This is a genomic window from Bacillus sonorensis NBRC 101234 = KCTC 13918 (assembly GCF_001592005.1).
Classification (GTDB): domain Bacteria; phylum Bacillota; class Bacilli; order Bacillales; family Bacillaceae; genus Bacillus; species Bacillus sonorensis.
This window is the reverse complement of record NZ_BCVZ01000001.1, coordinates 20,592-47,072: the sequence shown is the minus strand read 5'-3', so window position 1 is coordinate 47,072 and position 26,481 is coordinate 20,592. Positions and strand designations below refer to the sequence as shown.

General features: G+C 41.6%; 19 protein-coding genes. 11 read left to right on the top strand and 8 right to left on the bottom strand.

The features are described from left to right. Positions 1 to 10: 10 nt before the first annotated feature. Entirely contained in the window at positions 11 to 781 is a 771-nt protein-coding gene (locus tag BTR1S_RS00210; RefSeq protein WP_051397552.1) for a hypothetical protein, read from the top strand. Further along, positions 781 to 3,480 (top strand): glycosyltransferase, encoded by a 2,700-nt coding sequence (locus tag BTR1S_RS00205; RefSeq protein ID WP_029419594.1) that lies wholly within the window; start codon positions 781 to 783, stop codon positions 3,478 to 3,480. The genes BTR1S_RS00210 and BTR1S_RS00205 overlap by 1 nt, the downstream gene beginning before the upstream one ends. A 43-nt stretch (positions 3,481 to 3,523) precedes the next feature. Here the strand turns inward: BTR1S_RS00205 and BTR1S_RS00200 are convergent, their stop codons facing one another. Then, positions 3,524 to 4,342, bottom strand: coding sequence for a hypothetical protein (locus tag BTR1S_RS00200; protein WP_006639293.1), 819 nt, complete (start codon positions 4,340 to 4,342; stop codon positions 3,524 to 3,526). A 261-nt stretch (positions 4,343 to 4,603) separates the two neighbouring features. Between BTR1S_RS00200 and BTR1S_RS00195 the strand changes: the two genes are divergently transcribed. Then, positions 4,604 to 7,237 (top strand): glucosaminidase domain-containing protein, encoded by a 2,634-nt coding sequence (locus tag BTR1S_RS00195; RefSeq protein ID WP_029419593.1) that lies wholly within the window; start codon positions 4,604 to 4,606, stop codon positions 7,235 to 7,237. Positions 7,238 to 7,336: 99 nt separating this feature from the next. On the opposite strand, the gene tagH is transcribed toward BTR1S_RS00195, so the two are convergent. The 5 genes from tagH to tagD form a co-directional block, all read right to left on the bottom strand. Further along, on the bottom strand, positions 7,337 to 8,932 hold the full coding sequence (tagH, locus tag BTR1S_RS00190) for a teichoic acids export ABC transporter ATP-binding subunit TagH (protein WP_006639291.1): 1,596 nt from the start codon (positions 8,930 to 8,932) through the stop codon (positions 7,337 to 7,339). Between the two features lie 20 nt (positions 8,933 to 8,952). Next, positions 8,953 to 9,768 (bottom strand): ABC transporter permease, encoded by an 816-nt coding sequence (locus BTR1S_RS00185; protein WP_006639290.1) that lies wholly within the window; start codon positions 9,766 to 9,768, stop codon positions 8,953 to 8,955. Between the two features lie 212 nt (positions 9,769 to 9,980). Further along, positions 9,981 to 12,137: a CDP-glycerol glycerophosphotransferase family protein gene (locus tag BTR1S_RS00180; protein WP_006639289.1), complete on the bottom strand. Its 2,157-nt coding sequence runs from the start codon at positions 12,135 to 12,137 to the stop codon at positions 9,981 to 9,983. A gap of 56 nt (positions 12,138 to 12,193) precedes the next feature. Further along, positions 12,194 to 13,735: a glycosyltransferase family 2 protein gene (locus BTR1S_RS00175; RefSeq protein WP_006639288.1), complete on the bottom strand. Its 1,542-nt coding sequence runs from the start codon at positions 13,733 to 13,735 to the stop codon at positions 12,194 to 12,196. Between the two features lie 126 nt (positions 13,736 to 13,861). Next, on the bottom strand, positions 13,862 to 14,251 hold the full coding sequence (gene tagD / locus BTR1S_RS00170) for a glycerol-3-phosphate cytidylyltransferase (RefSeq protein WP_006639287.1): 390 nt from the start codon (positions 14,249 to 14,251) through the stop codon (positions 13,862 to 13,864). A gap of 407 nt (positions 14,252 to 14,658) precedes the next feature. On the opposite strand from tagD, the gene BTR1S_RS00165 reads away from it, so the two are divergent. Further along, positions 14,659 to 15,441: a WecB/TagA/CpsF family glycosyltransferase gene (locus tag BTR1S_RS00165; RefSeq protein ID WP_029419592.1), complete on the top strand. Its 783-nt coding sequence runs from the start codon at positions 14,659 to 14,661 to the stop codon at positions 15,439 to 15,441. Between the two features lie 32 nt (positions 15,442 to 15,473). Then, positions 15,474 to 16,634 carry a CDP-glycerol--poly(glycerophosphate) glycerophosphotransferase gene (locus BTR1S_RS00160; RefSeq protein WP_006639285.1) on the top strand — a complete coding sequence of 387 codons (1,161 nt, stop codon included), beginning with the start codon at positions 15,474 to 15,476 and terminating at the stop codon, positions 16,632 to 16,634. A 38-nt stretch (positions 16,635 to 16,672) separates the two neighbouring features. On the opposite strand, the gene galU is transcribed toward BTR1S_RS00160, so the two are convergent. Next, the gene (gene galU, locus BTR1S_RS00155) at positions 16,673 to 17,551 is read right to left on the bottom strand and encodes a UTP--glucose-1-phosphate uridylyltransferase GalU (RefSeq protein ID WP_029419591.1); all 879 of its coding nucleotides are present in this window, start codon (positions 17,549 to 17,551) and stop codon (positions 16,673 to 16,675) included. Positions 17,552 to 17,738: 187 nt separating this feature from the next. Continuing rightward, entirely contained in the window at positions 17,739 to 18,665 is a 927-nt protein-coding gene (gene tagU / locus BTR1S_RS00150; protein ID WP_006639283.1) for a polyisoprenyl-teichoic acid--peptidoglycan teichoic acid transferase TagU, read from the bottom strand. Positions 18,666 to 18,861: 196 nt separating this feature from the next. Here tagU and lytA point away from each other — a divergent pair, with 196 nt between their 5' ends. From lytA to tuaC, 6 genes are all read left to right on the top strand, one after another. After that, a complete protein-coding gene (lytA, locus tag BTR1S_RS00145; RefSeq protein WP_006639282.1) occupies positions 18,862 to 19,179 on the top strand; it encodes an acidic lipoprotein LytA in 318 nt (105 codons plus the stop codon). Positions 19,180 to 19,214: 35 nt separating this feature from the next. After that, on the top strand, positions 19,215 to 21,332 hold the full coding sequence (locus BTR1S_RS00140; protein ID WP_029419590.1) for a SpoIID/LytB domain-containing protein: 2,118 nt from the start codon (positions 19,215 to 19,217) through the stop codon (positions 21,330 to 21,332). Positions 21,333 to 21,418: 86 nt separating this feature from the next. After that, entirely contained in the window at positions 21,419 to 22,906 is a 1,488-nt protein-coding gene (locus BTR1S_RS00135; protein WP_006639280.1) for an N-acetylmuramoyl-L-alanine amidase, read from the top strand. Positions 22,907 to 23,150: 244 nt separating this feature from the next. Beyond that, positions 23,151 to 23,804: a sugar transferase gene (locus BTR1S_RS00130; RefSeq protein ID WP_006639279.1), complete on the top strand. Its 654-nt coding sequence runs from the start codon at positions 23,151 to 23,153 to the stop codon at positions 23,802 to 23,804. A 23-nt stretch (positions 23,805 to 23,827) separates the two neighbouring features. Beyond that, positions 23,828 to 25,276, top strand: a complete 1,449-nt coding sequence (gene tuaB, locus BTR1S_RS00125) for a teichuronic acid biosynthesis protein TuaB (RefSeq protein ID WP_029419588.1) — start codon at positions 23,828 to 23,830, stop codon at positions 25,274 to 25,276. A gap of 2 nt (positions 25,277 to 25,278) precedes the next feature. Beyond that, positions 25,279 to 26,472 (top strand): teichuronic acid biosynthesis protein TuaC, encoded by a 1,194-nt coding sequence (gene tuaC / locus BTR1S_RS00120; protein ID WP_029419587.1) that lies wholly within the window; start codon positions 25,279 to 25,281, stop codon positions 26,470 to 26,472. Positions 26,473 to 26,481: the final 9 nt, after the last annotated feature.

Here is a 26,481-nt window from a genome sequence, read left to right as displayed (position 1 = left end):
GGAAGATGTTTTGAAACCTGTTTTCTCAGAAACAGCTCCGACAGAAGACGAAAAAACGATCGAGTTTTTACAATTGGACGATAACAATCCAATAAAATGGGAATATACATCAGCTGTGGGGGACCGCGTTTTAATTGCAGTGAGGTCAAGTAATCTTGGCGACGAATATTTGTCCGCTATTGGAAAAAAAGTGATGTATTTAAGAAATGACCTTGAAGAAGAGGAAGAAGCAGGTCTTGAAACATTCGACACCATTCTATTGGGAGATCTTCCAAAGATGGTATTTGATTCAGACAGATATATTGAACGGCTTACTCCATATTTATCACCGAACGGAAGCTTCGTGCTATGGACTTTTATAAAAGATCTAAATCTAGATCATCTCCTTAACTTAGTTATAAAATCCTACCATCTCGGGTTGCGCGTTAAAGTTCAAAGGGGGAACAAATGGCTGGGATTGAAATTAGAGCATTCAAAAGATACGGCCGTTAACGATATATCAGAGGCAATCCGCTATGTAATCGATGCTCTTAATCTTCATGACAAGAAACAGATTCAGCCATACGAAAAACAAATATCTGCGCTTTTAAGCGAAGTAATGGCTCTGAAGAAAGAGCTTGTTGATTCATATAAAAAAGAAGAAAAATTGCTGCAGCAGCAAAAAAAGATGGACAAGCAAACAAAGTATCTTGAGAAGCGCTATCAAGCACTCTCTTCTTCAAAATTAGGACGCTTAACCCTTTTTTATTGGAAATTTAGAAAAAGAAGAGGTAATCGTTGATGTCGAATATTGACCAACGTCTTATGACCATAAAACAAAAAATAAATAGATTGACAAAAGAAATTGCGGTTGATAATGCTGCTCTAAAGGAGTTTAACAATAAAAAGAGCTTAGATGTATTAAATGCGAGAAAAAATAAGCTATCAAGCTTAAGAAACAGTCAAGCGGCAAAAAGCGCGCCGTCTTCTCCTCAAAACAGCATAATGACGCCGGCGGAAAAGGAAGCCTATTTGAAGTTTTTGAAGAAAAATCATAAAAAAGGATATTATGATGAAATTCAGGAACAAATCAAACAGCTGCCTGACAGCAATGGTTCAAGGTATTATAAAAAGCTCGATCTTCAAATCGGTATTATTGCAGACGAATTTTTGTTTAAAAGCTTGGAAGACGCTGCCGGTTTTCATTATATTACCTATGAAAACTACAAAAATTTCGGCGATAAAATTGACGTTTTTGTTCTGGCCACCGCCTGGAGAGGGCTGGACGGAACATGGAAGGGTTTGGGGAATCCAAAAATAAAAAAAATACGCGATCGAATTCGCAGTATTATTGAATTTTATAGAAGCAAGCATATTCCTATCGTCTTCTATTCAAAAGAAGACCCTGTTAACTATGAATTTTATATAGACCTGGCTCAGCAGGCGGATCATATTTTTACGACATGCCAAGAAGTCCTTGATGATTATCGAAGGGATTGTCCTTCTGCAAAAACATTTGATGTACTGGAGTTTGGCGTTAATCCAATCTACCATAACCCGATCGGAACAAGAATGTTCAGAAGGCAGGATATATTATTTGCAGGGTCGTGGTACCATAAATATCCGACCAGACAGCATGACAGCCGCATCCTTTTTGACGGAGTATTAAATGCGGGCCGTGAATTAACCATCATTGACCGCAATTTTTCATTGCAGCTCCCGGCTCATTTTTATCCGAAGGAATATGTTCCTTATGTAGTCCCGTCAACAGACCATAAAACACTGCAAAAAATTCATAAAATGTATGACTTTACATTAAATTTAAATTCTGTAAAAGACAGCAATACAATGTTTGCCAACCGGGTGTACGAACTGCAGGCAATGGGTACGGTTGTGCTGTCCAACTACAGCATCGGAATAAACAGTAAATATCCAAACGTTTTTCTTGCTCCTTCAAAAGAAGAATTGACGGATTACTTGAATTCATTATCTGCGAAGGAAGTATATGAACTGCAGATGCATGGCGTCAGAAAGGTATTGAATGGCGAAACGGCATTTGACAGAGTAAATCAAATAGCGGAAATCGCAGGGCTTGAAAAACATGACTTCGCGAAAAAGGTGCTGGTCGTAGCAAAAGAAGATACACCTGAAATGAGAGAGCAGTTTAATCGCCAGTCTTATAAATACAAGACATTTATATTGGAAAAAGATGTGACTGAACAGATTTATGCAGAACATGATATGGTTGCATTTTTCAGCGAAGATTATAATTATGGGGAATATTATCTCGAAGACATGGTCAACGGTTTTAAATACACGGCTTCGGATTATATTACAAAAGATGCTTACTATTGTTCTCCTGAGGAGTATGTATCTGGAGTTGAACACCACTACGTAAATGAAATGAAAGACCGTTACCGCACATTGTTCTGGAGAGATTCTTTTGATTGGCAAGTTTTAAAAAATATACAGCCGGGCGAGCTTTCTAACGGGTACAGCGTCGATCCTTTAGAGCTTTTGACTGCTCCGGAGCGTGGACAAAAGAAAAGCGGCAAGTCATATCAGCTTTCTGTTATTGTTCCAACTTATAATAATGGTGAGCATCTAAGATATAAATGTTTCCAGAGCCTTTCCAGAAGCAGCATTTTTGAGGATATGGAAATTATCATCGTTGATGACGGTTCAACAGACGACTATACCCCTTATGTCGTAAAACGGCTGGAAGAAAGATATCCTAATGTCAAAACGTATCTTTATCCGCAGGGGGGCAGCGGAAGTGCTTCAAGGCCGAGAAATAAAGGGCTCGAACTGTCAACGTCTGAATGGGTAACATATCTTGATCCTGATAATGAAGCCATAAATGACGGATATGCCGCCCTTCTAAAGGAAGCTGAAACATCTTCCTATGACATGGTCATCGGCGATATGATGCGGTTGTCAGATCAAGAGCAGCTGTTCTCTTACTATAAAACGATGATGGGCTTTAATAATGGCAAGGCATCCCGTAAAGCGCCCCATGACGATTTTCTTAAGAAAACCTACTTTAAGGCGATGAGCATTCAGGCGCTTGTAGCCAATAGAAAATGGCTGGAAGGCTCCGGAATTAAAATGGTAGAAGGAGCAATCGGCGAGGACACACTTGTTTTCCATGAAATGGTTCTTTCTTCAAAGGCGTTTAAAGTCATTGATCTGCCTATTCATATTTATTATGCAATGGTAGAAAATTCTTCAGTCAACAATATCAATAAGAGATTTTTTGAACGGTATATTCTCCTTGAAAAAGGACGGATCGCTTGGCTGAAGGAACAAGGTCTATTGGAAGACTACCAGGACATCAGATTGGAAAACTACGTTAAAAATTGGTATATGGCTAAATTATCTCTGGTAAGTGAAGAGGAAAAAGACGAAGCAAGAGATCTTTTGCTTCAAATACTGAAGCTATATGAGGGCATGAATTGGAAAGATGAAGAGATTTTAAATTTTCTGAAGTCAGAAGCTTAAGATAAGGGGGATTTCCCCCTTACCCTTCATTTGAAAAAATGCTCTAGTGCATTCTTCCGTTTAAAATAGCCAAGGTTTCTTCTTTGCCAAGAGGATTATGTCCTTGTACCTTGTCATAATAAAAGTGACATTCAATTTTTTTTATGAAAGGTTCTTGTTTGGTCAGCTCAAATAACTCATTGATAAAAGGATGAAAATGCCGCTCATAATCGTGCTCACAGGCTAAATTTTGATAGTAAATGATATTGGGAATGTAATTTATTTTTTTATAAAAATCTGGAATGCTCAATCTGTACATAAGATGCTGAGGAAACTCTTCCATTCCCTTTTTTTTATAAGATACTTCGAGCATTTTCTGAACATGGGTCTGATAGTAGTTGAAAACTACCGTTTGCGGATTATTGACCAAAGCAGTAGATCCTTTTATAAGTCCGCTGAGGAACAAAGAGGAGAATCCGCCGGCTGAGCTTCCATAAAAAGTGATGTTCTCCGGTTTTATATTTAATATTTCAGTCATTTTTTCAATAATTGCTGAAATCGACTCCAGATAAAAATGATTCTCATTTCCCTGACCCCAGCCGATATTGATATTTCCTAAATAAAGAGTCGGGTCATTATAAAATATAGTTGAACTCGCAATTTCATCTGCCCATGAATGCCGCTGAAAAACAGGGAGGGAATGCTTTTGGGGATCTATTGCCCCGGAACCGAGAATCAGCAATGCATTGTAAGATGATTTCAGGTTTAGAAAAAATTCAAAATTGACTTGTTTATGTTCAACGATTAATATGAATGTTTCATTGAAGGTAAAACATTCCTTTGATAAACTTTCTAATGAAGTGAATGTCTTTTTTATGTTCATAAAGTCCCCTTGTCATTGCTTTTAATTAAAGATATCCGTATTCTTTAATATTTGTCAAGATCGTTTTTTTGAACATTAGAATGCTTATTTCTGGGGCGATTGTCATGGCTTTCTTCCTGTTTTTTTAATTTTTCAAAAAAATAATAGTCTGTGATTAAAATTTTGATATACTCGTAAATGTCGGTTAAATAAATACTTTTTTGTTGCCGATAAAAGAAAGTGAGAGATTAGAATAATCAAAGAAGAAAGGGGGGGAGTTAAGTGAGAAAAGTATCTTTGAAATTTGCTGTTGTTATACTTTTTATTGGGATGATCAGTACGATTTTTGTCAACAAGTCTTCAGGGTATACAGATACTTCTACATATAAAGTAGAAACGACGGCTGCGTTTCTTGGACTGGAAGATGCACAAAAAAATCTGCAAAAGCTTAAAACAAATACCGGTTGGGATGCAACATATCAAAAAACCAGTGATTATAAAAATGTTTATAACTTGTTTTCCGGCGGATTTCCGACTGAATCCCGAGTTAAGGACAGCCTGGCTGAGTTTGAAAAGGGAACAGGCTTAAATGCCGACTACGTTCCAATCGGAACGAAAGATTATTATTACTACGTATCAAGCGGCGGTTTTTCAAGCAAATCCAAAACGGAATCAGTCGCTCAGTCTTTTACAAAGGAGACCGGCATTTCTGCATCGGTTGAACCGGTAGACACGACCAAGGACTACTATTATCAATTGATCAGCGGCGGATTCGCCGGCGAGTCAAAGGTAAAGTCTATCTTAAGTGATTTCCAAAAAGAAACTGGAATCGCGGGAACATATAAACCGACAGGAGATCCCGAGAAGTATTACACTTTGACAAGCGGCGCGTTCAACGGCGAATCAAAAGTGAAGAACATTTTAAGCGATTTCCAAAAAGAAACTGGAATCGCGGGAACATATAAGCCTGTCGGCGATCCTGAAAAGTATTATATTTTGACAAGCGGTGGCTTCAACAGCGAGTCTGCCGCAAAAGCCAATCTTGAAAAATTCGAGAGTGAGACGGGTATAAAAGGAAACGTGCAGCCTGTCGGCGATCCTGTCGAATACTTCAATATCAGAACCGGCGGGTTTGGCAGCGAGTCTGTCGTGAAAAAATATATTCAAGAAATCAAGGACGCTACCAATCTAACTGCGAAATACGAACAAGTGCCGAATTCAACATCCTATAGAATTGTATTTAATGACCTTAAATCTACAGATGCGGAAAAGGCTGAGCAGTATTTGACAAAAAGAAACTGGTGGTTCTCAACGCAAAAAAGCGATAAACAGACATACGAGCGCTACAAAATTATTTCCGAGCCAGTACTGGGAATGGATGCCGTCAACAAAGGGCTGGAATTCTTTAAGAAGAACTCCTGGTATGTGTCATATAAAGAAAATGGAGAAGAGGCATATCAAAAATTTAAAATATACTCTGATCCGATTCTTGGAAAAGCACTGCTTGATAAAGGTTTAGCATTTTTTAAATCACATAATTGGTATGTGGGCTATCAAGATACAGGAAAAGAAGGCTACACCCGCTTTAAAATCTATTCCAATCCGGTTCTAGGCATGGATCAAGTCAATAAAGGGCTGGAGTACTTCAAAAAGAATTCTTGGTATGTAAGTTATCAAAAAACCGGTGAAACCGGATATTCTTCATATCGGGTAGTATCTCATCAGGTATTAGGAAAAACTCAAGCTCAAAAAGGTCTGGAATTCTTCCAGAAAAACGATTGGTGGGCTAAAATCGTTAACACCGGGAAAACAGGATATTCAAGCTATAGAATTGAAACCGGAATGACTTTGCTGTATGACGACCTGCTTAAAGCTCAGGCTTTCTTTAAGGAAAAAGGCTGGTGGAGCAGCTATACGAGCGAGCGCCAGCACCTTTATAAAATCGTGGTTGATGATATCCAGGGGTACAACAATGCTTCTGCAACAGCCGATAAAATCAAAAAAGATTTTGGATGGTCTGCGAGCATCGTCAAAACAAAAGAAGGTCCTCAAATCATGTATACGGATTACGGTCTCACGCTCAATGAAATGCTGAAAAAGCAAATGAGCGTCAACCCGCAGACAGACTCTCCGGGTTATGTATCACTTACTTATATCAATACTGCAAACAGTACTGTGACGGCAGACTTTCTAAATGTGCGATCTTCTCCAGAAGTGTCGGCAAACAACATTGTAGGGGTTCTTGAAAAAGGCGATAAAGTCAGTGTGCTCGGCACAGAAGGAAATTGGGCAAAAATCAACCTCGGCTGGAGAAATGCAAGTGAAGATGAGACCGCATATTATATTAATCCGAACAACTTTTCAATGGACAGCAAATATTACTTCCAGTTTTTGAAACTGTCGCAATATGCAGGTCTATCAGCCAGTGAAATCAACAGCAAGATTTTAAAAGGCAAGGGAATTCTTGAAGGAAAAGGAGCAGCATTTGTTGAGGCATCCAAAACATACAGCATTAATGAATTGTATTTGATCTCTCATGCCCTTTTGGAAACCGGAAATGGAACTTCCCAATTAGCTAAAGGCGTCAAATATAACGGAAAAACGGTTTACAATATGTACGGATATGGTGCATATGATTCTTGTCCGTTGGAATGCGGCTCGAAAACAGCCTATGAGCAGGGGTGGGATACTCCTGAAAAGGCGATCATCGGGGGAGCCGAATTGATCGGCAAAAACTATATCCACAGAAGCGGTTTTCAGCAGGATACACTCTTTAAAATGAGATGGGCTCCAACGGCCAGCCACCAATATGCAACAGATATCGGCTGGGCTTATAAACAAGTGAACCGGATGTACAGCCTGTACACTCTGCTGGATGATTATACGTTGTATTATGACATTCCTAAATATAAATAAGCCAAAAAGATCAGACACAGAAAAATGTGTGTCTGATCTTTTTTGTATATGTAAAAGCCATTGTGATTGATTCTGCTATCATCACAATGGCTCACATGGTCATTTTTTATCTTTTATCATTAACGAATGTTCTTCATTATCGACTACAAAAAGCTGTTTATCTGTTTTGAAAAAGAATCGTTTACGGCTTTTGTCAAAAGTGACTTTATCATCAGATAGAGATATGGAAGCCGGTTCAACAACTTGAATGTCATGAAATACGATTGCTGAAGTTTTTTGGTTTTCTATCACATAATCGACTTTTTCATAATCGAGGTGAATACCGGATCTTCCGTCATCGTATTTTACTTCTTTAGTTCCTCGCAGGCTTTGCTGTACATTCTGCTCGTCCTCTCCCAAAAATGAAAGGAAGTATTGATAAGATGTCTTTGCCTTTTCTGAAAAGTAAGGCGAAAAGGCATTTGCAGCCAATGAAACACTTGCCTGGTCTTCAGCCGGTGAAACACTGCCTTTTTTCACGAAATAACTTTTACCGTTAAATTTAATCTTTGCAACTTTAGAATTTTGGGATACAAGCGTAACTTCAGTTCCAAAAGTCAAAGAAACGGACATTTTTTGTTTTAATTCTTTATCACTGTAAGTTGAAAGCCGATTTGCTTTTATATATGCCGGCTGGTTCACCTTTTTCAAGACTTCGGATTTTGATTCAATATGGCGTTCCTCTGCTTTTTTGTCATTTCCAGGTATTGCTCCAAAGGATGCGATTGTCCGCAGAGGAGTGCTGATAAACATAGTTGCTGCAAATGCAATTAGCAGCATTGAAAGAAAAGCAATTTGAACGGCATTAGCAATTGTTTGTGATTTGTTACTTTTTTTCAAATAACGTCTTGTCCGTTCATCTTCTTTTTCTTTTTTACGCTGTTCGATGTGTTCCTGTTGATACTTTTTCTTTTCTTTTTTGGAGAGCTTATTGAACCAGTCAACAAACTCTTTATATTCCTTTACAACCTTTGGGGTTTCGTCAAACATGCGCATTTCGCCATAATGCATCCAGGCAACGCGGTCACATAGCTTTTCAATTTGACCGATGGAATGGCTGACAAAGAAAATGGTTTTCCCGCTTTTTTTAAATTCAGTAATCCGGTCAATACATTTTTTGTAGAACGTTTGATCCCCGACAGATAAAGCTTCATCAATAATTAAAATATCCGGATCAATGTGGGCGGATATGGCGAAGCCAAGACGGGATTTCATCCCGCTTGAATAGCTTTTGACAGGCTGATTGATGAAATCTCCTATATCGGCAAACTCAACGATCTTATCATAAAGCTCATCAATCTCATTATTGGTCAGCCCCATCATCAAGCATTTGAGCCGGATATTGTCTTTCCCGCTCAACTGGTTGTTCAACCCGGCCGAAATCGCGATCAGGGAAGGCTGTCCATTCATCTCGATTTCACCGGTTGTCGGAGGAATGACCTTTGCCAGCAGATTCGACATCGTCGATTTTCCGGAGCCGTTGATTCCGACAAACCCGATCGTCTCTCCTTCGTATACATCAAAGGAGACATCGCGTACGGCAAAAAAGCCTTTATCATTTTTGTTCGGTAAGAACAGAGCTTTTATCTTTTCAGACTGTTTCTCATACAGATGATACTGTTTTGAAACATTTCGAAACGAAACTTTTAGTTTCATCGTATAATCTCCTTACTTTATTAAAGAAAGTCAACAAACTTGTCCCTGAATTTCATATGCAGGATGGACCCTAACGTTAACAACAGCAATGTGAATGTCCAGAAATACAAGGTGTATTTTATATCTTCAAAAAACCAATTTCCGTTCAAAAAACTGTTCCGAAAGCCGTCAATAATATAAAACAGCGGATTTAGTTTAATAAGAGTCAAAAGATGCGGTCTGTTGGCGAGGCTGTGATGCACATTCCAAAAAATCGGCAACAGGAAAAACAGCAGCCTTGTCCCCGCTTGAAGCAAAAATTGATAATCTCTTACCAACACACTGATCGTCGAATTAAACAAACTGAATGAAAACATGAACGCAAGCATACAGAACAAATAATAAAAGTATTGCAGCCAATGCAGCGTCGGAAAATGTCCGCTTCCCATAAGTACCAAAACATAGATGATTGTCATCACAAAGTAGCTGAATAAATTGGAAACGATCACGACGGCTGGAAGCGAGCTGACCGGAAAATTCATTTTTGAAACTAAATTGATTCTTCTAAACACACTATTTGATCCATCAAGAATCGTCGGGCTAATAAAGAACCAAGGGATGATCCCGGCAAGCATCCAAATAATAAACGGGTAGTTGTCTATATCTCCTTTGGCGCCTTTAATTCCGGTTCCAAACACAAACCAATAGGCCAAAATCTGGATGAGCGGGTTTAGAAACTGCCAAACAATCCCCAAATAATTCATTTGATACTTTGACTTTGTTTCATAAACCGCAAGCCGCATAATCAGCGGAAGCGAAGAAAATACTTCTTTCAGAACTTTTACCATAGCATTCATTCGAATCTTCCTTAGAGTTAAAGTTTTTAGGTCTTTATTTTCAGAACGTTATTTAAAGCACCGCACTATATTGTATCAGATTTCGCTATTTTTTTCACTTTTAAACCGCTGTATGATTTTTACATATTGGAGCTGAATTATATTACTCTCATACGATATAGCAAAAGCCAATGCAACCAGTCAAAGGTATGCAATGGCTTTTGCTACAACTATTATTCAAATACCGTTTTCACAACTTTTTCAGACGAATGTCCCGTCTCCAGATAACAGAACTTCTCATAGAATGGCTCGAATATATCCGGCAGGCGGTAGTCCGGCGCTTCCGTTTCCCTGATTTTTCCGATGACGGCATCGGTCGTTTTGACGAGCGGGCCGGGCGCTTCTTTTTCAAAGTCAAAGTAGAAGCCGCGCAGCTTGTCGCGGTACGTTTCGATGTCGGGAACAAAGAAAATCATCGGACGTTTCAAATTCGCAAAGTCAAAGAAGACGGAAGAGTAGTCCGTGATCAGCAAGTCGGACACCATATACAGCTCGCGGATATCTTCATATGAAGAGAAATCGTATGCAAATCCTTGGTATGGCCCAAGATCAAAGTTTTCCGCCACCAAATAGTGCATTCGTAAGATGATCACGTATTCGTCGCCGATTTCCTCTCTCATCTTTGCCAAATCCAAATCAAGGTCAAATTTGTATTTCCCCTTTTTATAGAATTGATCATCCCGCCATGTCGGCGCATAAATGATCACTTTTTTGCCGGCCGGGAGCTGCATTTTTTCTTTTAATGCGCGAACCGTTTCGGGATTGTTGTCCGTATGAAGAAAATCATTTCTCGGATAGCCGGATTCGATCATCGTTTTATTAAATTGGAATGCACGGGCAAAGATCTCGGTTGAGTATGCGTTCGGGGAGATCAGATAATCCCATTTTGATGCTTCCATTGTGAAATTCTTTTTGTATTTTTCCGTGTTGGTGCCGGGCATGTGCACTTCATCCATATCGACGGCAAGCCTTTTTAACGGCGTTCCGTGCCATGTCTGAAGATATGTGGTGTGCTCCGGCTTTGGAATCCATAACGGCATTCGGCTGTTTACCACCCAATATTCGGCTCTTGCCATGGCGAACAGCCACTTCAGGGTAAACCTTTTAATATAAGGAATGCCTTTTTCCTCAAAGATATCCGTATATTCCGGATTTACGCTCCAGTACAGGCTGTACTCCGGATTGTTCTCTTTCATATATTCATAAATCGCCCGCGGATTACAGCTGTACTGCTTTCCGGCAAAGCTTTCAAAAATGACGGTCTTCTTTTTGACGGGCAGCTTTGCGGCAAGTCCAAAGGTGAAATAATATGCTTTTTTCACACCTCTGTCTATCTTTTTCTTCAGTTTATTTTTTCTCCTGCGGAAAAAGGAAACGGCCCGGTTTTTTTTGCCAACGACAAAATAAACAGCTCTTGTTTTAAATGTATAATCATTCATTCTTAAACGCATGTTTCTTTTTTTCTTTTGCGGATAGACATGAAAACGCGCAGGGCCTTTTTCTGTTTCAAGAACCGTAAACTGGTTTGTTTTCGGATTTGCTTTATTTTTTAGCATTAACGCCTTGCTGCGCTTGACGACTTCTTCGCCTGTTTCAGGGTCCTCGCCGCAAAATTCGATATGAAATTGGAACATCGCCGGCATGATGTTTTCTTCGTAAAGCTTTTTGAGATCAATCTGCACCTCAAAGCTTACAGCTTCATCATGTGCATCTTCCCTGAAACTTTTCTCAAGAGGAAATTGAAACAGCCTTTTTTCCTCGGCATCCGTGATTTCATTTAATACAAGCCTTCTCTGCTTCACAGGGAAGCTTTCTTCTCCTTGCAGCAAAAAAGCGAATCCTTTAAGCGTCAATTGAGCTTCAGGAGTTAATTCGACATGATTAACTTCCGCAACGGCTTTTTTTGCAAGAATCTTCAAAGAAAAGTTTCCTTTTTTCGTTGTATAAGGAAGGAAGAAAATGCCCTTTTGTTCATCTTTCTGCCAGGAAAGTTCAATCGGCTGAAACTCCGTTTTCATTCTTTTCTTCAGAAGCTCAGCTTCATCCATATCTTCCATTGTCCGGTATGTCGCATAGAAGTCGACACATCCTGTATCCCTGACATGGTTTGAAAGCTCATCCAAATGGATCACTGCCTTGTACAGCCGGGCTTCCGGTTCATCTGTTTTTTCGCAGGAGAACGACAGCTCTTCCTTTGATTTCCGATTGACTGCCAGCAGACCGATTTCTTCAGCAGGCAATGAGCTTTCAAAAGAGAAAACAAGATGAAGATGCCAATCTTTTATTTTTAGATCGATTAAATTGCAAGTTATTGCAGCTGCCTTAACCATAAAATAAGTCTACTCCTCTTTTATCAAATCCAAATCATAAAAAGCAGAACGATTTTTTATTTTATTTTTAAAGAAATGTTGCCTTTTACAGTCTTATAAAAGGTGTATGATTTTTGGTTGATGTCCTTTTCAGATTTAACGTCTGACTGCTTAATGATATTAATTCTTTCATAATCATTATACACAAGATACATGACATATCCACCTGAGCGCAGTTCCGCCAGCTCATCAAGGGTCAGCTTCAAGCGATAGGAACCGTCAGCCTCAGCAGTCACGTTAAAGTCATGAGTGATTTTGGCTGTTTCCCTGTGCTGAAACTGTATGCCGTTTATGTGTTCCCTCTGTTTTCCATAAGCCGCGAAATTCAGGACAAAAACATCATCGTGAAATTCATGGCTGTTCACCTCTGCATGCAGGGGAATTTCGATCAGTTTGTATTTTTCGTCTTTTAAAGGACCTTCATAGTAAGCTGTATCGCCTTTAATGACGATTTTTTTATCAGCCTGCTTTTTGGACCAGCGAAATAACTGCTCAACTTCTTCATAGCGCTTTTCTTTCAATAAATCAAATGCAATCTTGTGCAGCGGTTTGAAAAACGTTTCGGAAATATCATATTTCGTCTTCTTTAATATTCCTAGAATCTCTCGGAATTTTTCAAAATACTCTTCTTTGTTTTCGCTCTTTAAGAAATGGTGCCTGTCAAACAGACGGGTAATCGAATCAAACTCAATCAGGCGGTTGATCGCCATTTTCTCTATATTCTGATCAAGCTTTTTGCGCAGGACATATTTCATGACGGCTATGTTGGAATCTGTTTTTTCGATAATATTTGTCTGCTTCGTCAATGATTCGTTATTATCGTCCATCCGGTTCAGATAGTAGATCGGATCTGTTGTTGTTGAAATTTCTTCGCATTTAAACAACACATCCATGAAAAACTGCTTGTCTTCCGCAAACTTCATTTCAGGGAACCTGATCTTGTGATCCCTTATAAAATCAAGACGCATCATTCTCGCACGCGGCCCCAAATGATAAAAAATATGCGGAATCGAAAGCGGAGATATATTCAGCCTTTTCCTCACAGATTCATATTTACCGATAATTTTCTGGCCGCCGGCTTCAACCTGTATCGTTTTTCCTACGGCATAGTTGACTTGACTCTCTTCGAGAATATTATATAGACTTAAAATTCCGTTCGGCGCAAACCAGTCATCTGCATCAAGGAACGTAATGTATTTCGCATTTGCCAGCTCGATTCCCAAGTTTCTCGGATGGGCGGGCGTTCCGGTATTGGTATCTAAAAGAACGACCGTAATATTTTCGTAAAGGCTGGCATATTCGTTCAGGATTTCCCTTGAGCTGTCTGTTGAACAATCATCAACCAAAATCAAAGATATCCGGTGAAAACCGAAGTTTTGTTTAATCACGGAATCTACCGTTATGTTCAGGTACTTCTCCGCATTATAGACAGGGACGACTACGGCTACTTCTTTTTGCTCTTCAAGAGAATGTTCATTTAATACTCGAAAACTATGTTTTTGAAGGATATTTTCCTCATTTTCATTTCGCTTCATCTTAAATAAACGACTGATATTCATTTATTTTCTCCTCTATCCATGGGAATTTGTGCAATACAAATATAGCTAAACGGGCTCTAAATTACAAGAAGTACTTTTCCTTTTTCAGGAAAAGTACTTCCAGAAAGAACTCTATTTCTTTTTCCATTACAGGCCGGCGATTTCCTCTTTGATTTTAGTTGTCGAAATTCCTTCTGTTCTAGGCAGATAGATGACTTCGCAATGTTCTTTTAAGAAATCAAATTTTCCTTCCCAGTCATCCCCCATGACAAAAACGTCAATATCATGGTCGATGACATCCTGGACTTTTTGATCCCAGCTTTTTTCCGGAATGACTTCATCGACGTAGCGGATGGTTTCCAGAATGAGCTTACGGTGCTCATAGCTGTGGTAGGCCTTTTTCTGTTTTTGAAGGTTGAACTCGTCAGTAGAGATCGCTACGATTAGATAATCGCCAAGCTGTTTGGCGCGTTCCAACAGCTTTATATGTCCCCAATGCAATAAATCAAACGTTCCGTATGTGATGACTTTCTTCATGTTAAATGTACGCTCCTTCCTAAACTATAACGTCACAAACAACTATAATTAACTTTCCGAAATTTGCGGATCCGAAAAACACGTATACTCTTCACTAAAAAAAGACAATTTTTCCGTATGTCTTCACTGATCATTTATTATAGCACATTGCCTAGTAAACGTTAAGTGTTGTAAACAGCAAATGAAATTCCAAATTTTGTTTTAAAATTCTCCTCTTTTCGCCCCTCTGTCTGAATCCGGCGTAAAAAATCTTAATCTGATGTAAAGATATTGTTAAGCTTTTATGAATCATCTATGTTAAAATATACGTTAGACCAAATGAATTTATGGGCTTGCCCCTTTCCTTTGACATGTTACTTTCGTTTAAACATATAATTGGACTTTTATGCTGGAAGGAGGAGATGTTTGTGCAAACGGAACGCATTCATAAACTGTCATATGTAAATGCCGATTTGCCCGGCTTTTTGCATCATCTTGAACATTCATACATTAATCGGCGGGTAGGGGCATACATTGCGACCGTCAACCCTGAAATCGGCTATGCAGCTGCTAAAGACAGCAGCTATTGCAATGTTTTGTCATCCGCTGATTTTATCCTGCCCGACGGCATCGGCGTCGTGATGATGTCAAAGCTGACGAATAGCCGGTTAAAATCAAGAATCGCAGGGTATGATGTTTTTATCAATCTGCTAAAGATCGCCAATGACAAAAAGAAAAGGGTCTTTTTATACGGCGCAAAAAAAGAGGTCAATCAAGCTGTCGTAGACCGCATTTCATCTGAATATCCGAATATCAGCGTAGTCGGATACTCGGACGGTTATGCAAAGGACAAAGAAGCGGTCGCCAAGCGGATTGCAAAAGCAAAACCGGACATGGTATTCGTGGCCCTCGGCTATCCGCATCAGGAACGATTTATTTATGAATATAAGCATTTATTCCCGCAGGCGATTGCCATCGGCCTCGGCGGAAGCTTTGATGTGTTCAGCGGAACCGTGAAACGGGCGCCGGGCTGGCTGATTCGCCTGAACCTTGAATGGCTGTACCGCCTTGTGACGAATCCTTCAAGATGGAAACGGATGATGAATATCCCTAAATACGCATTCACCGTTCTGAAGGAGGAAAGGGTTCAAAAACAGAGCTACTATCCTGAACAGGTGAAAGAACCTCAAAACAAATCGATGCATAGCTAGCCATTACATTTTAAAAGAGATTAGGTTGAATCATGAATATACGGTCATTACTCGCCACGTTTTATTCGGCCGCCCTTTCAGTCATCGGCTTCATGCTGAAATGGGTGCAGCCCCGAAACAGAGCCGTTCTTCTCGTTTCCTTCCAGGATAACGCAAGAGCGCTGTTAAATGAATACGAAAAATCAGACTGTCCGTTTGAAATCGAAGTGCTGTATACGAGGCATGCGGTTTCTCTTGCAAAGGAATATCCGTCTGTTGCATCAACCATGATCAATGAGAAAAATCCTGTTCATTTGATGAGGGCCGTTTACCGGATGTTCAGAAGCAAATGCGTGATCACAGACAATTATTTTTTGCTGACGAGCGTCCTTAACAAACGGCCTCAGACGAAGTGCATTCAAATTTGGCATGCAAACGGCGCGCTGAAGAAATTCGGCCTTGAGGATATCGGCAACCGGCACAGAACCGCTTCCGATATCAAGAGGTTTAAAAAAGTGTATGCTTCATTTGATTACATCACCGTCGGATCGGAAAAGATGGCGGATATTTTCAAACGGTCATTCGGAATAAAAGATGAGCAGCTGCTGCGGACAGGCGTTCCCTTGACTGATCAATATTTTCAGGATGATGTACAACATGTCGGGGATTCCGGCAAAAAGGTCATTCTTTATGCGCCGACATACAGAGACTATCATATGACAAGCGTGAAACTCCCTTTTTCAAAAGAACAGCTCTCTGAAGAGCTAAAGGGGGAATTTTTGCTTTTGGTCAAGCTGCACCCGGCCGTCCGCGGCCATGTCATGCTTGAAGAGCATGAAGGCATGATCAAGGACGTGTCAGAGCTTCCATTAAAAGATCTGTTGTACGAAAGCGACGTGCTGATATCAGATTATTCCTCGATTCCTTTCGAATACGCCCTGTTGGATAAACCGATGCTGTTTTATACGTATGATTTAAAAGAGTACGATGAAAAGCGGGGACTGATTGACGACTACGAAGCAGTGATCCCGGGGAAAGCTTGTGCCACCCGTGACATGCTTCTTGAGGAATTGCAAAACATTCAGCACGCCCGTGAAAAGATTCAATGGTTTGCAAATGAATGGAATCAATATTCAAAAGGAGATGCCAGCAGGCAGCTGCTGGATTTTGTTAGCAAACTTCAAGGCGGCAGTGTGAAAGATAAAAGCTTATAAAAAAAACTGGCAGGTGAGGATGCCAGTTTTTTGCGTTTTTATATTTCTTCTTTATTCAATAAGTTTTCCATAAAAGGAACAAGCTTTGTTTTCAGCTCAGGGTCCTGCATGGCAAATTCAAGAGTCGTTTGGATAAATCCGAGCTTTTCACCGACGTCGTATCGTTTGCCTTCAAAGTCGTATGCGAATACACGCTGAATTTCATTTAACTTTTGGATGGCGTCTGTCAATTGGATCTCACCGCCGGCGCCGACTTCCTGCTTTTCTAAATACATAAAAATTTCAGGCGTGAAGATATAGCGGCCGAGAATTGCCAAATTAGAAGGAGCAGTTCCAGGCTTCGGCTTTTCAACAAAGTTCTTCACTTGGTATCTGCGGCCTTCTTTTGTCAGAGGATCGATGATTCCGTAGCGGTGTGTTTGATCTTCAGGGACTTGCTGAACACCAATGATGGAAGAAAGCGTTTTTTCATATTCATCCATCAGCTGGCGGAGCCCAGGCGTTTCAGCCTGCACGATGTCATCCCCGAGCAAAACGGCAAAAGGCTCATTGCCGATAAAGTTCCGTGCACACCATACAGCGTGTCCAAGTCCTTTTGGCTCTTTTTGTCTAATATAATGAATGTCAGCCATATTAGATGCTTTTTGTACTTTTTCAAGCAGCTCTTTTTTTCCTTTTTCTTCAAGGTTGCGTTCCAGTTCAGGCGCATGGTCGAAATGGTCTTCGATGGCGCGTTTTCCTTTACCGGTAACGATAATAATATCTTCAATGCCGGATTCAATGGCTTCCTCGACTATGTATTGGATCGTCGGTTTGTCGACAATGGGAAGCATTTCTTTTGGCATCGCTTTCGTGGCCGGCAAAAAGCGGGTTCCAAGACCTGCCGCTGGAATAATGGCTTTTCTTACTTTTTTCATTAATAAAGCACCTTCCTTAAAGTGTATGTGGTCGATACCTTAAACTTTACCACAATTCTAACGTTTTCACACGTATAACCTTAGTATAAGGATGCTTTTCAAAAATATGATCAAATCGGCAACTTGAAAATGGATTATATATCCATAAACGAAAACAAAAAAACAGCTTGAGTAAGCTGTTTTTTTGTTAATTGTGTAGTGCAAGGCTTTCTTTTAATTCATTTGAGATGGATGCGCGGTCGCTCTCGTCGACTTTGTAGTAATAAATTCCGTTAATTTTGGTTCCTTCGCCTTTCAGCTGGTGCTGTACGACTTTATTACGCGCTGATTTGTAGTTTGACTGAATATCCCACATATCATCAAACGTCAGGTTTGTTTTTACATTGTTTTCAATGACCTCGAACATATCGCCGAATTTCGTAACGGATGAGATATTGGCGCCTTTTTTAATGATGCCTTCGATGACTTGGCGCTGCCGCTCTTGTCTTCCGAAGTCTCCCTTCGGATCTTGCTTTCTCATCCGGGTATATGCAAGGGCCTCTTCTCCGTTTAGGGTAATTTCCCCTTTGCTGAAAGAATGCCCGTCATAGCTGAAGGCAAACGTGCTGTTCACCGTAATTCCGCCTAGTGTGTCAACGATATCCTTGAAGCTTTCCATATTGACCTTCACGAAGTAATCAACAGGTACGTCCAAGAAGTTTTCCACTGTGTCTACGGTCATTTGGGTTCCACCGTAGGCATAGGAGTGGTTGATCTTGTCCATCTTCCCTTTGCCGACAATTTTAGTGTACGTGTCACGCGGAATGCTGACCATTTCCGTTGTGTTGGTTTTAGGGTTGACCGTCATATAAATAAGAGAATCGGCCCGTCCTTTATCGCCTTTCCTTTCATCAACACCCATAATTAGTACAGCGATTGGATCTTTGCTGTTCACGTCAACTTGCTTGTCCCGTTTACCAGACTTTCCAAGATCTTCATGAATGCTTGCGACAGTAGAGGCGGCTTTATTCCAAAGATAGTATGCATAGCCGCCCGTACATAAAACGAATAAGCCTATAATCGTTAAAATAATGAAAAGGACTTTCCTCTTCTTTTTTCTTTTTTCAGCTCTCATCATTTTCCCCGCTTTTTTAATTTTTTATCATCTTATATGATTATAAATTTTAAAATACTAGAAACAACTTATTTTTTTCATATCGCTGGATTTAATATTACAAGTTGATTAAATAGCACTTAAGAATGTTACAATGCACTGCTTTCTTCTTTAAAATTATAGATGTTTGTCGATAAAAAACAAGAGGTGATGAAAAATGAAGAAATTTGCGGCGCTCATGTTCTTTATGCTGCTCCTGGCAGGCTGCGGCACTGCAGAACAGTCAAAGCAAGGCGAGCAAACCAACCAAACCGACCAAACAAATGAGGTTCAAACGGAGGACGGTACGTTTGTAGGACTGGCAGATTCCCATACGATTGAAGTGAAGATTAACAACGAGCCTGTCAGCTTAAACATTGTTGGCGATTATGATGGTGACATTGATCAATTAAAAGACGGCCAAAAAGTAAAAGTGACTTACAAGAAAACCGAAAAAGGACAACTTGAATTAAAAGAAATCAAAAGTGCGAAATAATTGAAGTTTGTCAGTGAAGGGAGACATTTGGAGTCTTGAAAAAAACAAAGCAAGTGATGTTTTTTGCACTGATCATCATGTTACTCTTCGCCCCTTCCGTCTCTCAAGCTGCGGGGTCCATATCGGTCAGGCTGAGCAATTATATCGGAAACAAGACGAGCCTGGATATTTCAACAGCCGGATATTATAAAGTGACCGGCAGCAATGTTGCGGAAACAAAGCGATTTGGCGGGGCAACCCGTTATGATACGGCAAATACCGTCGCTTCCAGTGCATGGAAAAACCCGTCTGCTGTCATTGTAATGAACAAGGATGAGGACCTATTCAGAGATTCGCTCTCTGTGATCCCGCTGGCTAAAAAGCTGGATGCGCCAATATTGCTTTCTCAGCCGAATAAGCTGACATCCGCTACCGAAAGCCAAATCAAAACATTAGATCCCGATAACATCTTGGTGATCGGCGGAGAGAAAAGCATTTCAAAAAGTGTGGAAAGCAAGCTGAAGAAATACGGCAAGATCAAAAGAATCAGCGGGAAAAACCGCTATGCACTCTCTGCCAATATAGCAAAAGAAATGGGAAGCTATAATGGTGCGATCGTCGTAACAGGAAGCGTTTATCAAGATGCACTTGCCATCGCTCCTTATGCGGCTCAAAATGGGTATCCTATATTTTTGGCGGGAAAAGATTATCTTCCTGATGTCAAACTTCCCAAAAAGGTGATTTTGGTGGGGGGCACATCAAGTGTCAGCAAAAATGTAGAAAGCAAGATCAAAAAACAAGCCTCTCAGGTTACGAGAATTCCGGGTACAAGCAGATATCAGCTCTCTGCGAACATTATAAAATATTTAAATTTAAACACTGATAAAGCGGTTGTTGCAAATGGCACAAAGTACGCAGATGTATTAATGGGTGCGTCTTTGGCAGCCAAACAAAACCGGCAGCTGCTGCTCATCAAGAAAGATGAAGTTCCTGCAGAGGGAAAATCCATTTTAAAAGAAAAAGGGACATATGCGCATCATCTGATCGGAAGTACGAATTCACTTTCGAGTAATCTCCAAACAAATTTGTCAAAGGAATTTTATCTGGTAAACGGAAAATCCTATAACCTAAATGTCAGCAGCGGAAACTTGAGTTTGAAAAACATCAAAACATTTGGAGCTGCTGTGAAAATCCAGCCTGAAAAATATTCGACTTCAAACCGGATCAGCTTGAATGGCAAAGAATATTTAGGGACGGTCAACTTTACCGTGGAGTCCGGAAAATATATCAGACCGATCAATTTGGATATTCCTTTCGAGGATTATTTAAAAGGGGTCGTTCCGAATGAAATGCCGGCAAGCTGGCCTTTAGAAGCGTTGAAAGCACAGGCTGTGGCCGCCCGTACATATTCGGTCAGCAAAATTGGACAGACTGTTGCGGATACAACGGCGTTCCAAGTTTACGGCGGATACAGCTGGTCTGCAAACTCCAGCAAGGCAGTGGATCAGACGAAAGGAAAAGTTCTCAAATACAATGGAAGCCTGATTACCGCGGTATATTCCTCAAGCAACGGAGGGTACACTGAAGCAAGCAATGAAGTCTGGAGCTCAAAAGTTCCTTATCTGATTGCCAAAAAGGATTCGATGGATCCGCAAAACAGCTGGTCATTAAAGCTCTCCAAAACACAAATTCATACCGGTTCCCTTAATCTGAACAGCGCCGGTTCTTGGTGGTCGAAAACGACAGAAACCAATGAATCGCAGCTGAAAGGATTAAAGAACTGGATCACCAAAAACAAAGAAACAGGCGCGGATGGCGTCAAAATTGCAGGCATCAGTTCTATTGCCTTCAGCGGAAAGACACAAGGACAGCGTCCTAAAAGGGCGACAATCAAGGTCAATTACCTTGTGAAAAACAATTCGAAAGTGACGAGTAAATCCGCAACCATTGATGTGTTAACGACTGATTTAAGAACCATGATAGGAGCTTCCGTTTTTAAAAGCACCTATGTGAAGGTGAAGGAAGAATCCAATCGGTTTGTCATTGCTGGAAAAGGATACGGCCACGGCATCGGCATGAGTCAATACGGAGCCAAAGAAAGAGCCGCGGCAGGAAATTCATATAGTTCTATTTTGAAATTTTACTATCCGGGAACAACGTTAACGAACTATTAAGCTACATTTTAGCGGAAACAGGAGGCCATCCGTCTCTTGTTTTCCTTTTTCATGCGGCTGATTTCAAATATTTGGAGGGAAAGAAATTGCGATCATTATTAAAGGTCCTGACTTTAAGCTTTTTGGGGCTTGTTCTGTTTATACCTTCTGCACTGGCGGACAACTCAGCAAACAGAATTTCGGGTAATTCCCGCTATGCTACGGCTGTGGCGGCCTCAAAAAAAGGATGGACAAGCGCCAGTACGGCAGTGATTGTCGGTGGAGACGCATATGCGGATGCGATTACAGCAATCCCTTACGCTTATCAAAAAAATGCGCCTGTATTATTGACAAATAAATCCAGTCTTTCTTCGGCAACTAAAAATCGTTTGCTGGAGTTAAAAACGAAGAATGTCATTATCGTAGGAGGAACTCCGGCAGTATCAAATGATGTTGTCAATCAAATTAAAAAACTGGGAATATCAGTGAAACGAATCGCGGGAAGCACCAGGTATGAGACTGCGGCAAAAGTGGCAAACGCCATGTCAAGTACATCTAAAGCCGTTGTAGCAAACGGATTTGTTTACCAAGATCCAATCGCAATCATTCCATATGCGGCTCGAAATGGTTATCCTATTTTATTTACCAATGAAAAAACATTAAACAGCGCAACGGCCGGAGCCATCAAAAACAAAGGCATTACAAAGACGATCGTGGTGGGGGGAACAAACAGCATTAATAGCACACTGTATTCAAAGCTCCCTTCGCCTACACGAATCAGCGGCAAAAACAGATATGATCTTTCAGTGAATATTGCCAAGAAATATAATTTAAGTACAAGCAACACGTATGTCAGCAATGGCTTTAGACATCCCGACTCCGTAATAGGAGCGGCTCTTGCTGCAAAACAAAATAAAGCGATCATTCTGACGAATGGTGATAATTTATCAAAGGAACCGAGAGCATTCATCGGCGACAAAAATATTAAAACCTTCTCCGTAATGGGCGGCACCCCTTCTGTTGCTGACAAAGTCGTGACCCAGCTTAAAAATCCGGCTGTCGGCAAAACGATATTCATCGATCCGGGCCATGGAGATCAAGACCCGGGTGCGATCGGCAACGGACTGCAGGAAAAGGACGTAAACCTGGATATCGCAAAACGGCTGAACAGCAAGCTGAATAGCGCCGGCGCCATTCCGGTGATGTCAAGATCAAACGATACCTTCTATTCGCTTGAAGAACGGGTGAAAAAGGGTGCAAACGCGAATGCCGATCTGTTTATCAGCATACACGCCAATTCAGCAACGGCTTCAGCTTCCGGAACTGAAACCTATTATGATGAAACCTATCAAAGCGCCAACAGCAGACGGCTCGCTGAAGAAGTTCAGCCAAGGGTCGTCAGCGCGTTTGGAACAAGGGACAGGGGTGTTAAAACAGCCGGATTCTATGTAATCAAATACTCTAAAATGCCGAGCGTTTTAATAGAAACCGCCTTTATCACGAATTCGTCAGACGCCGGCAAATTAAAAAGCGCGACTTTAAAGGATAAAGCGGCAAAAGGAATCAATGCCGCCGTTTCCGCTTACTATAGATAGAAGGCGGTCTGATGTGCTGAAAGAAGCCGATATGTCGGCTTCTTTTTTTATGCATTGAAATATAGTATGATAATTCCATTGATTCAAGAAAAAGGAGGGATTTACTAAAAATAAAACGAATTTATCAAAAAATCACACAATTAATATTCTTTAACAGGCCCTTTACATTGAGTTTACGTTCGTATGCTACACTGACGCAGAGATCACAAGTACCAAACAAATCGTGAGGTGTATGTCAGTGAGTATGGACAAAAGCTTAAGAATGTATAATGAATATTCAAGCCAGCAAACCTATTCTTGTGCTCTATCTGAAAAAGCAGAACGCTATTTGAATGTTAAACGGGCAATGGATATCGTCCTTTCACTCATCGGACTCGCTCTTACACTGCCGGTGATCCTATTATTCTGTATCCTGATTTCTATAGAGACTCCAGGCTCTCCTTTTTACCGCCAGGAACGCGTCGGTAAAGACGGAAAGCATTTTAAGCTGATCAAACTGCGTTCAATGAGGATTGACGCTGAAAAATCAGGGGCGAGATGGGCGCAGAAGAATGATCCGCGTATTACTGCGGTCGGGGCGTTTATTAGAAGAACGAGAATCGACGAGCTTCCGCAGCTGATCAACGTGCTGGCCGGAGACATGAGCCTTGTCGGACCAAGGCCTGAAAGGCCGATGTTCACGGCGCAGTTTCATCATGAAATCCCGGGATTTAAAAACCGATTAATCGTAAAACCGGGGCTGACCGGTCTGGCGCAGGTAAACGGAGGCTATGATATCAGCCCGAGAGAAAAGCTGGTGCATGATCTGTATTATATTCGAAATTTGACGTTTCTTCTCGATTTGAAGGTCATGGCAAAAACAATTAAAGTAGTATTGACTGGTGAAGGAGCCAGATAATCCGGGAAAGTTAGGAAAAAGCTATGTCAACCATTACGAAACAAATTTTAAACGGTGCAAAGTGGACAAGTGCTTCAACTGTCATCATCACGGTCATCCAGATTGTGCAGTTTGCACTGCTTGGCAATATGATGACCATCGCCGAATTCGGATTGGTCGGAATGCTGACGACTGTTACGGTTTTTACGCAGATCGTGCTTGACATGGGATTTGGAGCCGCATTGATTCAAAAAGAACATATCAGCGAACGCCAACTATCGACTTTATATTGGCTTAATATCATAACAGGCATCCTGCTGTTTATCGGACTGTTTTTGCTGAGCCCGGTGATCGCAAACTTTTATCAGCGGGATGAACTTGTGTCGCTGATCAGAATTTTGGCGGTGATGTTTTTAATAGCCCCGGTCGGGCAGCAATATCAATATTTGCTTCAAAGGGAATTGAGATTTCAGGTGCTGAGTAAAATTGAAACCGGGGCAAACTTATTGTCTTTTGTGCTGCTCGTCGTATTGGTTTTCCTGATTGATCCGATACTGGCCTATGTTTTGTCACAAGTTTTTCTAAATTCGTTTAAGGGGATCATGTTCTTTGCTGTATATTTAAAAAAATGGCGTCCTTCTTTTGTGTTTGCCGTTCGGGAAGTAAAAGGTTTTTTCTCCTTTGGCGCATTTCAGCTGGCTTCAAGGCTTGTCAACAGGCTTGGCGCCAATATCGATATGATTTTAATCGGCCGGTTTCTCGGTGCGGAGGCATTGGGGATCTATAATCTGGCCTACCAGATTATCACGATTCCTGTGATGAGGATCAATCCGATCATTACTAGAGTCGCCTTTCCCGTCTTTTCCAAAAATCAAAAAGACAACACGACCTTGCGGGAGGGCTTTCTCAACATGACAATGCTCCTCGCGCTGGTGTCTTTCCCGCTTTTGATCGGACTGACGACCGTTTCCGATCTGTTTATCGAAGTCGTATTCGGTGAAAGGTGGCTCCCGGCCGTCCCTGTTCTTAACATTCTGGCAATTGTCGGTCTGCTCAGGGTTCTCATGAATCCGAACGGATCGGTCCTGCTGTCGAAGGGGAGAGCCGACCTGGCGTTTTATTGGGACAGCGGCATCCTCATCCTTTACGGGCTGTCTCTTTACGCCGCTGTGTTGACAAAGGATTTGACGGTTACCGCCTGGACGTATGCGGCCATCAGCCTGATCAACTTTTTTATCGGCAGATGGCTCTTGAAATATGTCATCCAGCTGAAACTCGGAGATTATTTCAGAACGATCGGCAAACCGCTGGCCTTAACGGCTGCAATGGCTGCACTCGCTCTCTTGTTAAGTGCGGGAAGCAGACAGCTGCTTTCTGAAGCCGTACTTCAGCTGGCCGTCTCAGTCGGCATCAGCGCGGTTTTTTACGGCTTCTTGGTCAGCAAGGTTTATCAAAGGGCGGTAAGAGCCCAATTCAGCAGAAAGGGCGGTTAATGTTGAAGGTACTTTGGATGACAAGTGTTTACCCGAGCAGCAGAAAGCCGGGGGAAGGGGTCTTTCATGAAACACAGGTGCAGGCATTGCGCAGACTCGGCATCGATATAACGGTGGTATGCCCTCTGCCTGTGAATCCTGCGCCTCTCAGGCTGTTGAAAAAGAAATACCGGACGATACGGCAAGTGCCTGATTATGAGGAACGAAACGGGGTTCCCGTCTTCAGACCGCCTTATACGGCGCTGCCCGGACAGCTGAAATGGGCCCAGCCGCATCACAGAATAGCCAAATCCGTTTTGCGGACAATCGAAGCAAACGGTCTCCATCCGGATGTCATCCATGCCCATTTTGCGATGCCTTCCGGCGGAGCGGGGGCTGTTGTCTCAAAAAAGCTGCAAATTCCTTATGTACTGACGCTGCACGGGAGCGATGTCAACATTTATCCCCATTACAGCCGGAGCGCATTCCAGGCTTTTAAAACAGCGGTTCAGTCGGCTGCCGATGTATTGGCTGTCAGTGATGCGCTCAAGGAAAAAACAAAGGAAATGTCAGGAATTGACAGTTCGGTGCTCCCGATCGGAGTCAGCCTTGAGCGGTTTCAAAAGCCCTCTGCTTCAAAAGAGGAATTGAGGGAGAAGCTCAAGCTGCCAAAAGATCAAACGCTTATCGTTTTTATCGGCCGCCTTGTCAGGGAAAAGGGAGTGATTGAGCTTGCGGAGGCTGTCCGGCAGCTTGATGACAAATACAAAGCGGTATTTATCGGCGATGGACCGGAAAAGCAGCTGATCCGGCAGAAAGCGGGTGAAAAAGCGATATTGACGGGGCAGGTTGTGAATCAGCAAATCGCCGAATACCTTGCAGCATCAGACATTTTCGCGCTTCCTTCATATTCGGAGGGAATGCCGACCGTTGTCATTGAAGCGCTGGCGCTGAAGGTTCCGGTCTTAAGCACCGCGGTCGGGGGTGTTCCAGGCTTGTTTGGGAAGCATCAGCGTCTTCTCGTGAGGCCGCGCTCTGTATCTGCTTTGAAAGAAGCTGTTCTTGGCTATACGGAGGGCGGCAAATGGCGGGAAGACATTGCTGAGGAGCTGTATCAAACGGTGCACGCCCAATACGATGCCGGACGAAACGCAGAAGCGCTGGCAAAGCGGTATGAAAACGTATGGCATGCTGCAACAAAACAACTCGGTTCATAAGCCTTTTGG

Coding starts and splice junctions, on each gene's coding strand:
- BTR1S_RS00205 (WP_029419594.1), top strand. CDS start 781: ATGTCGAATATTGACCAACGTCTTATGACCATAAAACAAAAAATAAAT.
- BTR1S_RS00200 (WP_006639293.1), bottom strand. CDS start 4,342: ATGAACATAAAAAAGACATTCACTTCATTAGAAAGTTTATCAAAGGAA.
- tagH (WP_006639291.1), bottom strand. CDS start 8,932: ATGAAACTAAAAGTTTCGTTTCGAAATGTTTCAAAACAGTATCATCTG.
- BTR1S_RS00185 (WP_006639290.1), bottom strand. CDS start 9,768: ATGAATGCTATGGTAAAAGTTCTGAAAGAAGTATTTTCTTCGCTTCCG.
- BTR1S_RS00180 (WP_006639289.1), bottom strand. CDS start 12,137: ATGGTTAAGGCAGCTGCAATAACTTGCAATTTAATCGATCTAAAAATA.
- BTR1S_RS00175 (WP_006639288.1), bottom strand. CDS start 13,735: ATGAATATCAGTCGTTTATTTAAGATGAAGCGAAATGAAAATGAGGAA.
- tagD (WP_006639287.1), bottom strand. CDS start 14,251: ATGAAGAAAGTCATCACATACGGAACGTTTGATTTATTGCATTGGGGA.
- BTR1S_RS00160 (WP_006639285.1), top strand. CDS start 15,474: ATGAATATACGGTCATTACTCGCCACGTTTTATTCGGCCGCCCTTTCA.
- galU (WP_029419591.1), bottom strand. CDS start 17,551: ATGAAAAAAGTAAGAAAAGCCATTATTCCAGCGGCAGGTCTTGGAACC.
- tagU (WP_006639283.1), bottom strand. CDS start 18,665: ATGAGAGCTGAAAAAAGAAAAAAGAAGAGGAAAGTCCTTTTCATTATT.
- lytA (WP_006639282.1), top strand. CDS start 18,862: ATGAAGAAATTTGCGGCGCTCATGTTCTTTATGCTGCTCCTGGCAGGC.
- BTR1S_RS00130 (WP_006639279.1), top strand. CDS start 23,151: ATGGACAAAAGCTTAAGAATGTATAATGAATATTCAAGCCAGCAAACC.
- tuaB (WP_029419588.1), top strand. CDS start 23,828: ATGTCAACCATTACGAAACAAATTTTAAACGGTGCAAAGTGGACAAGT.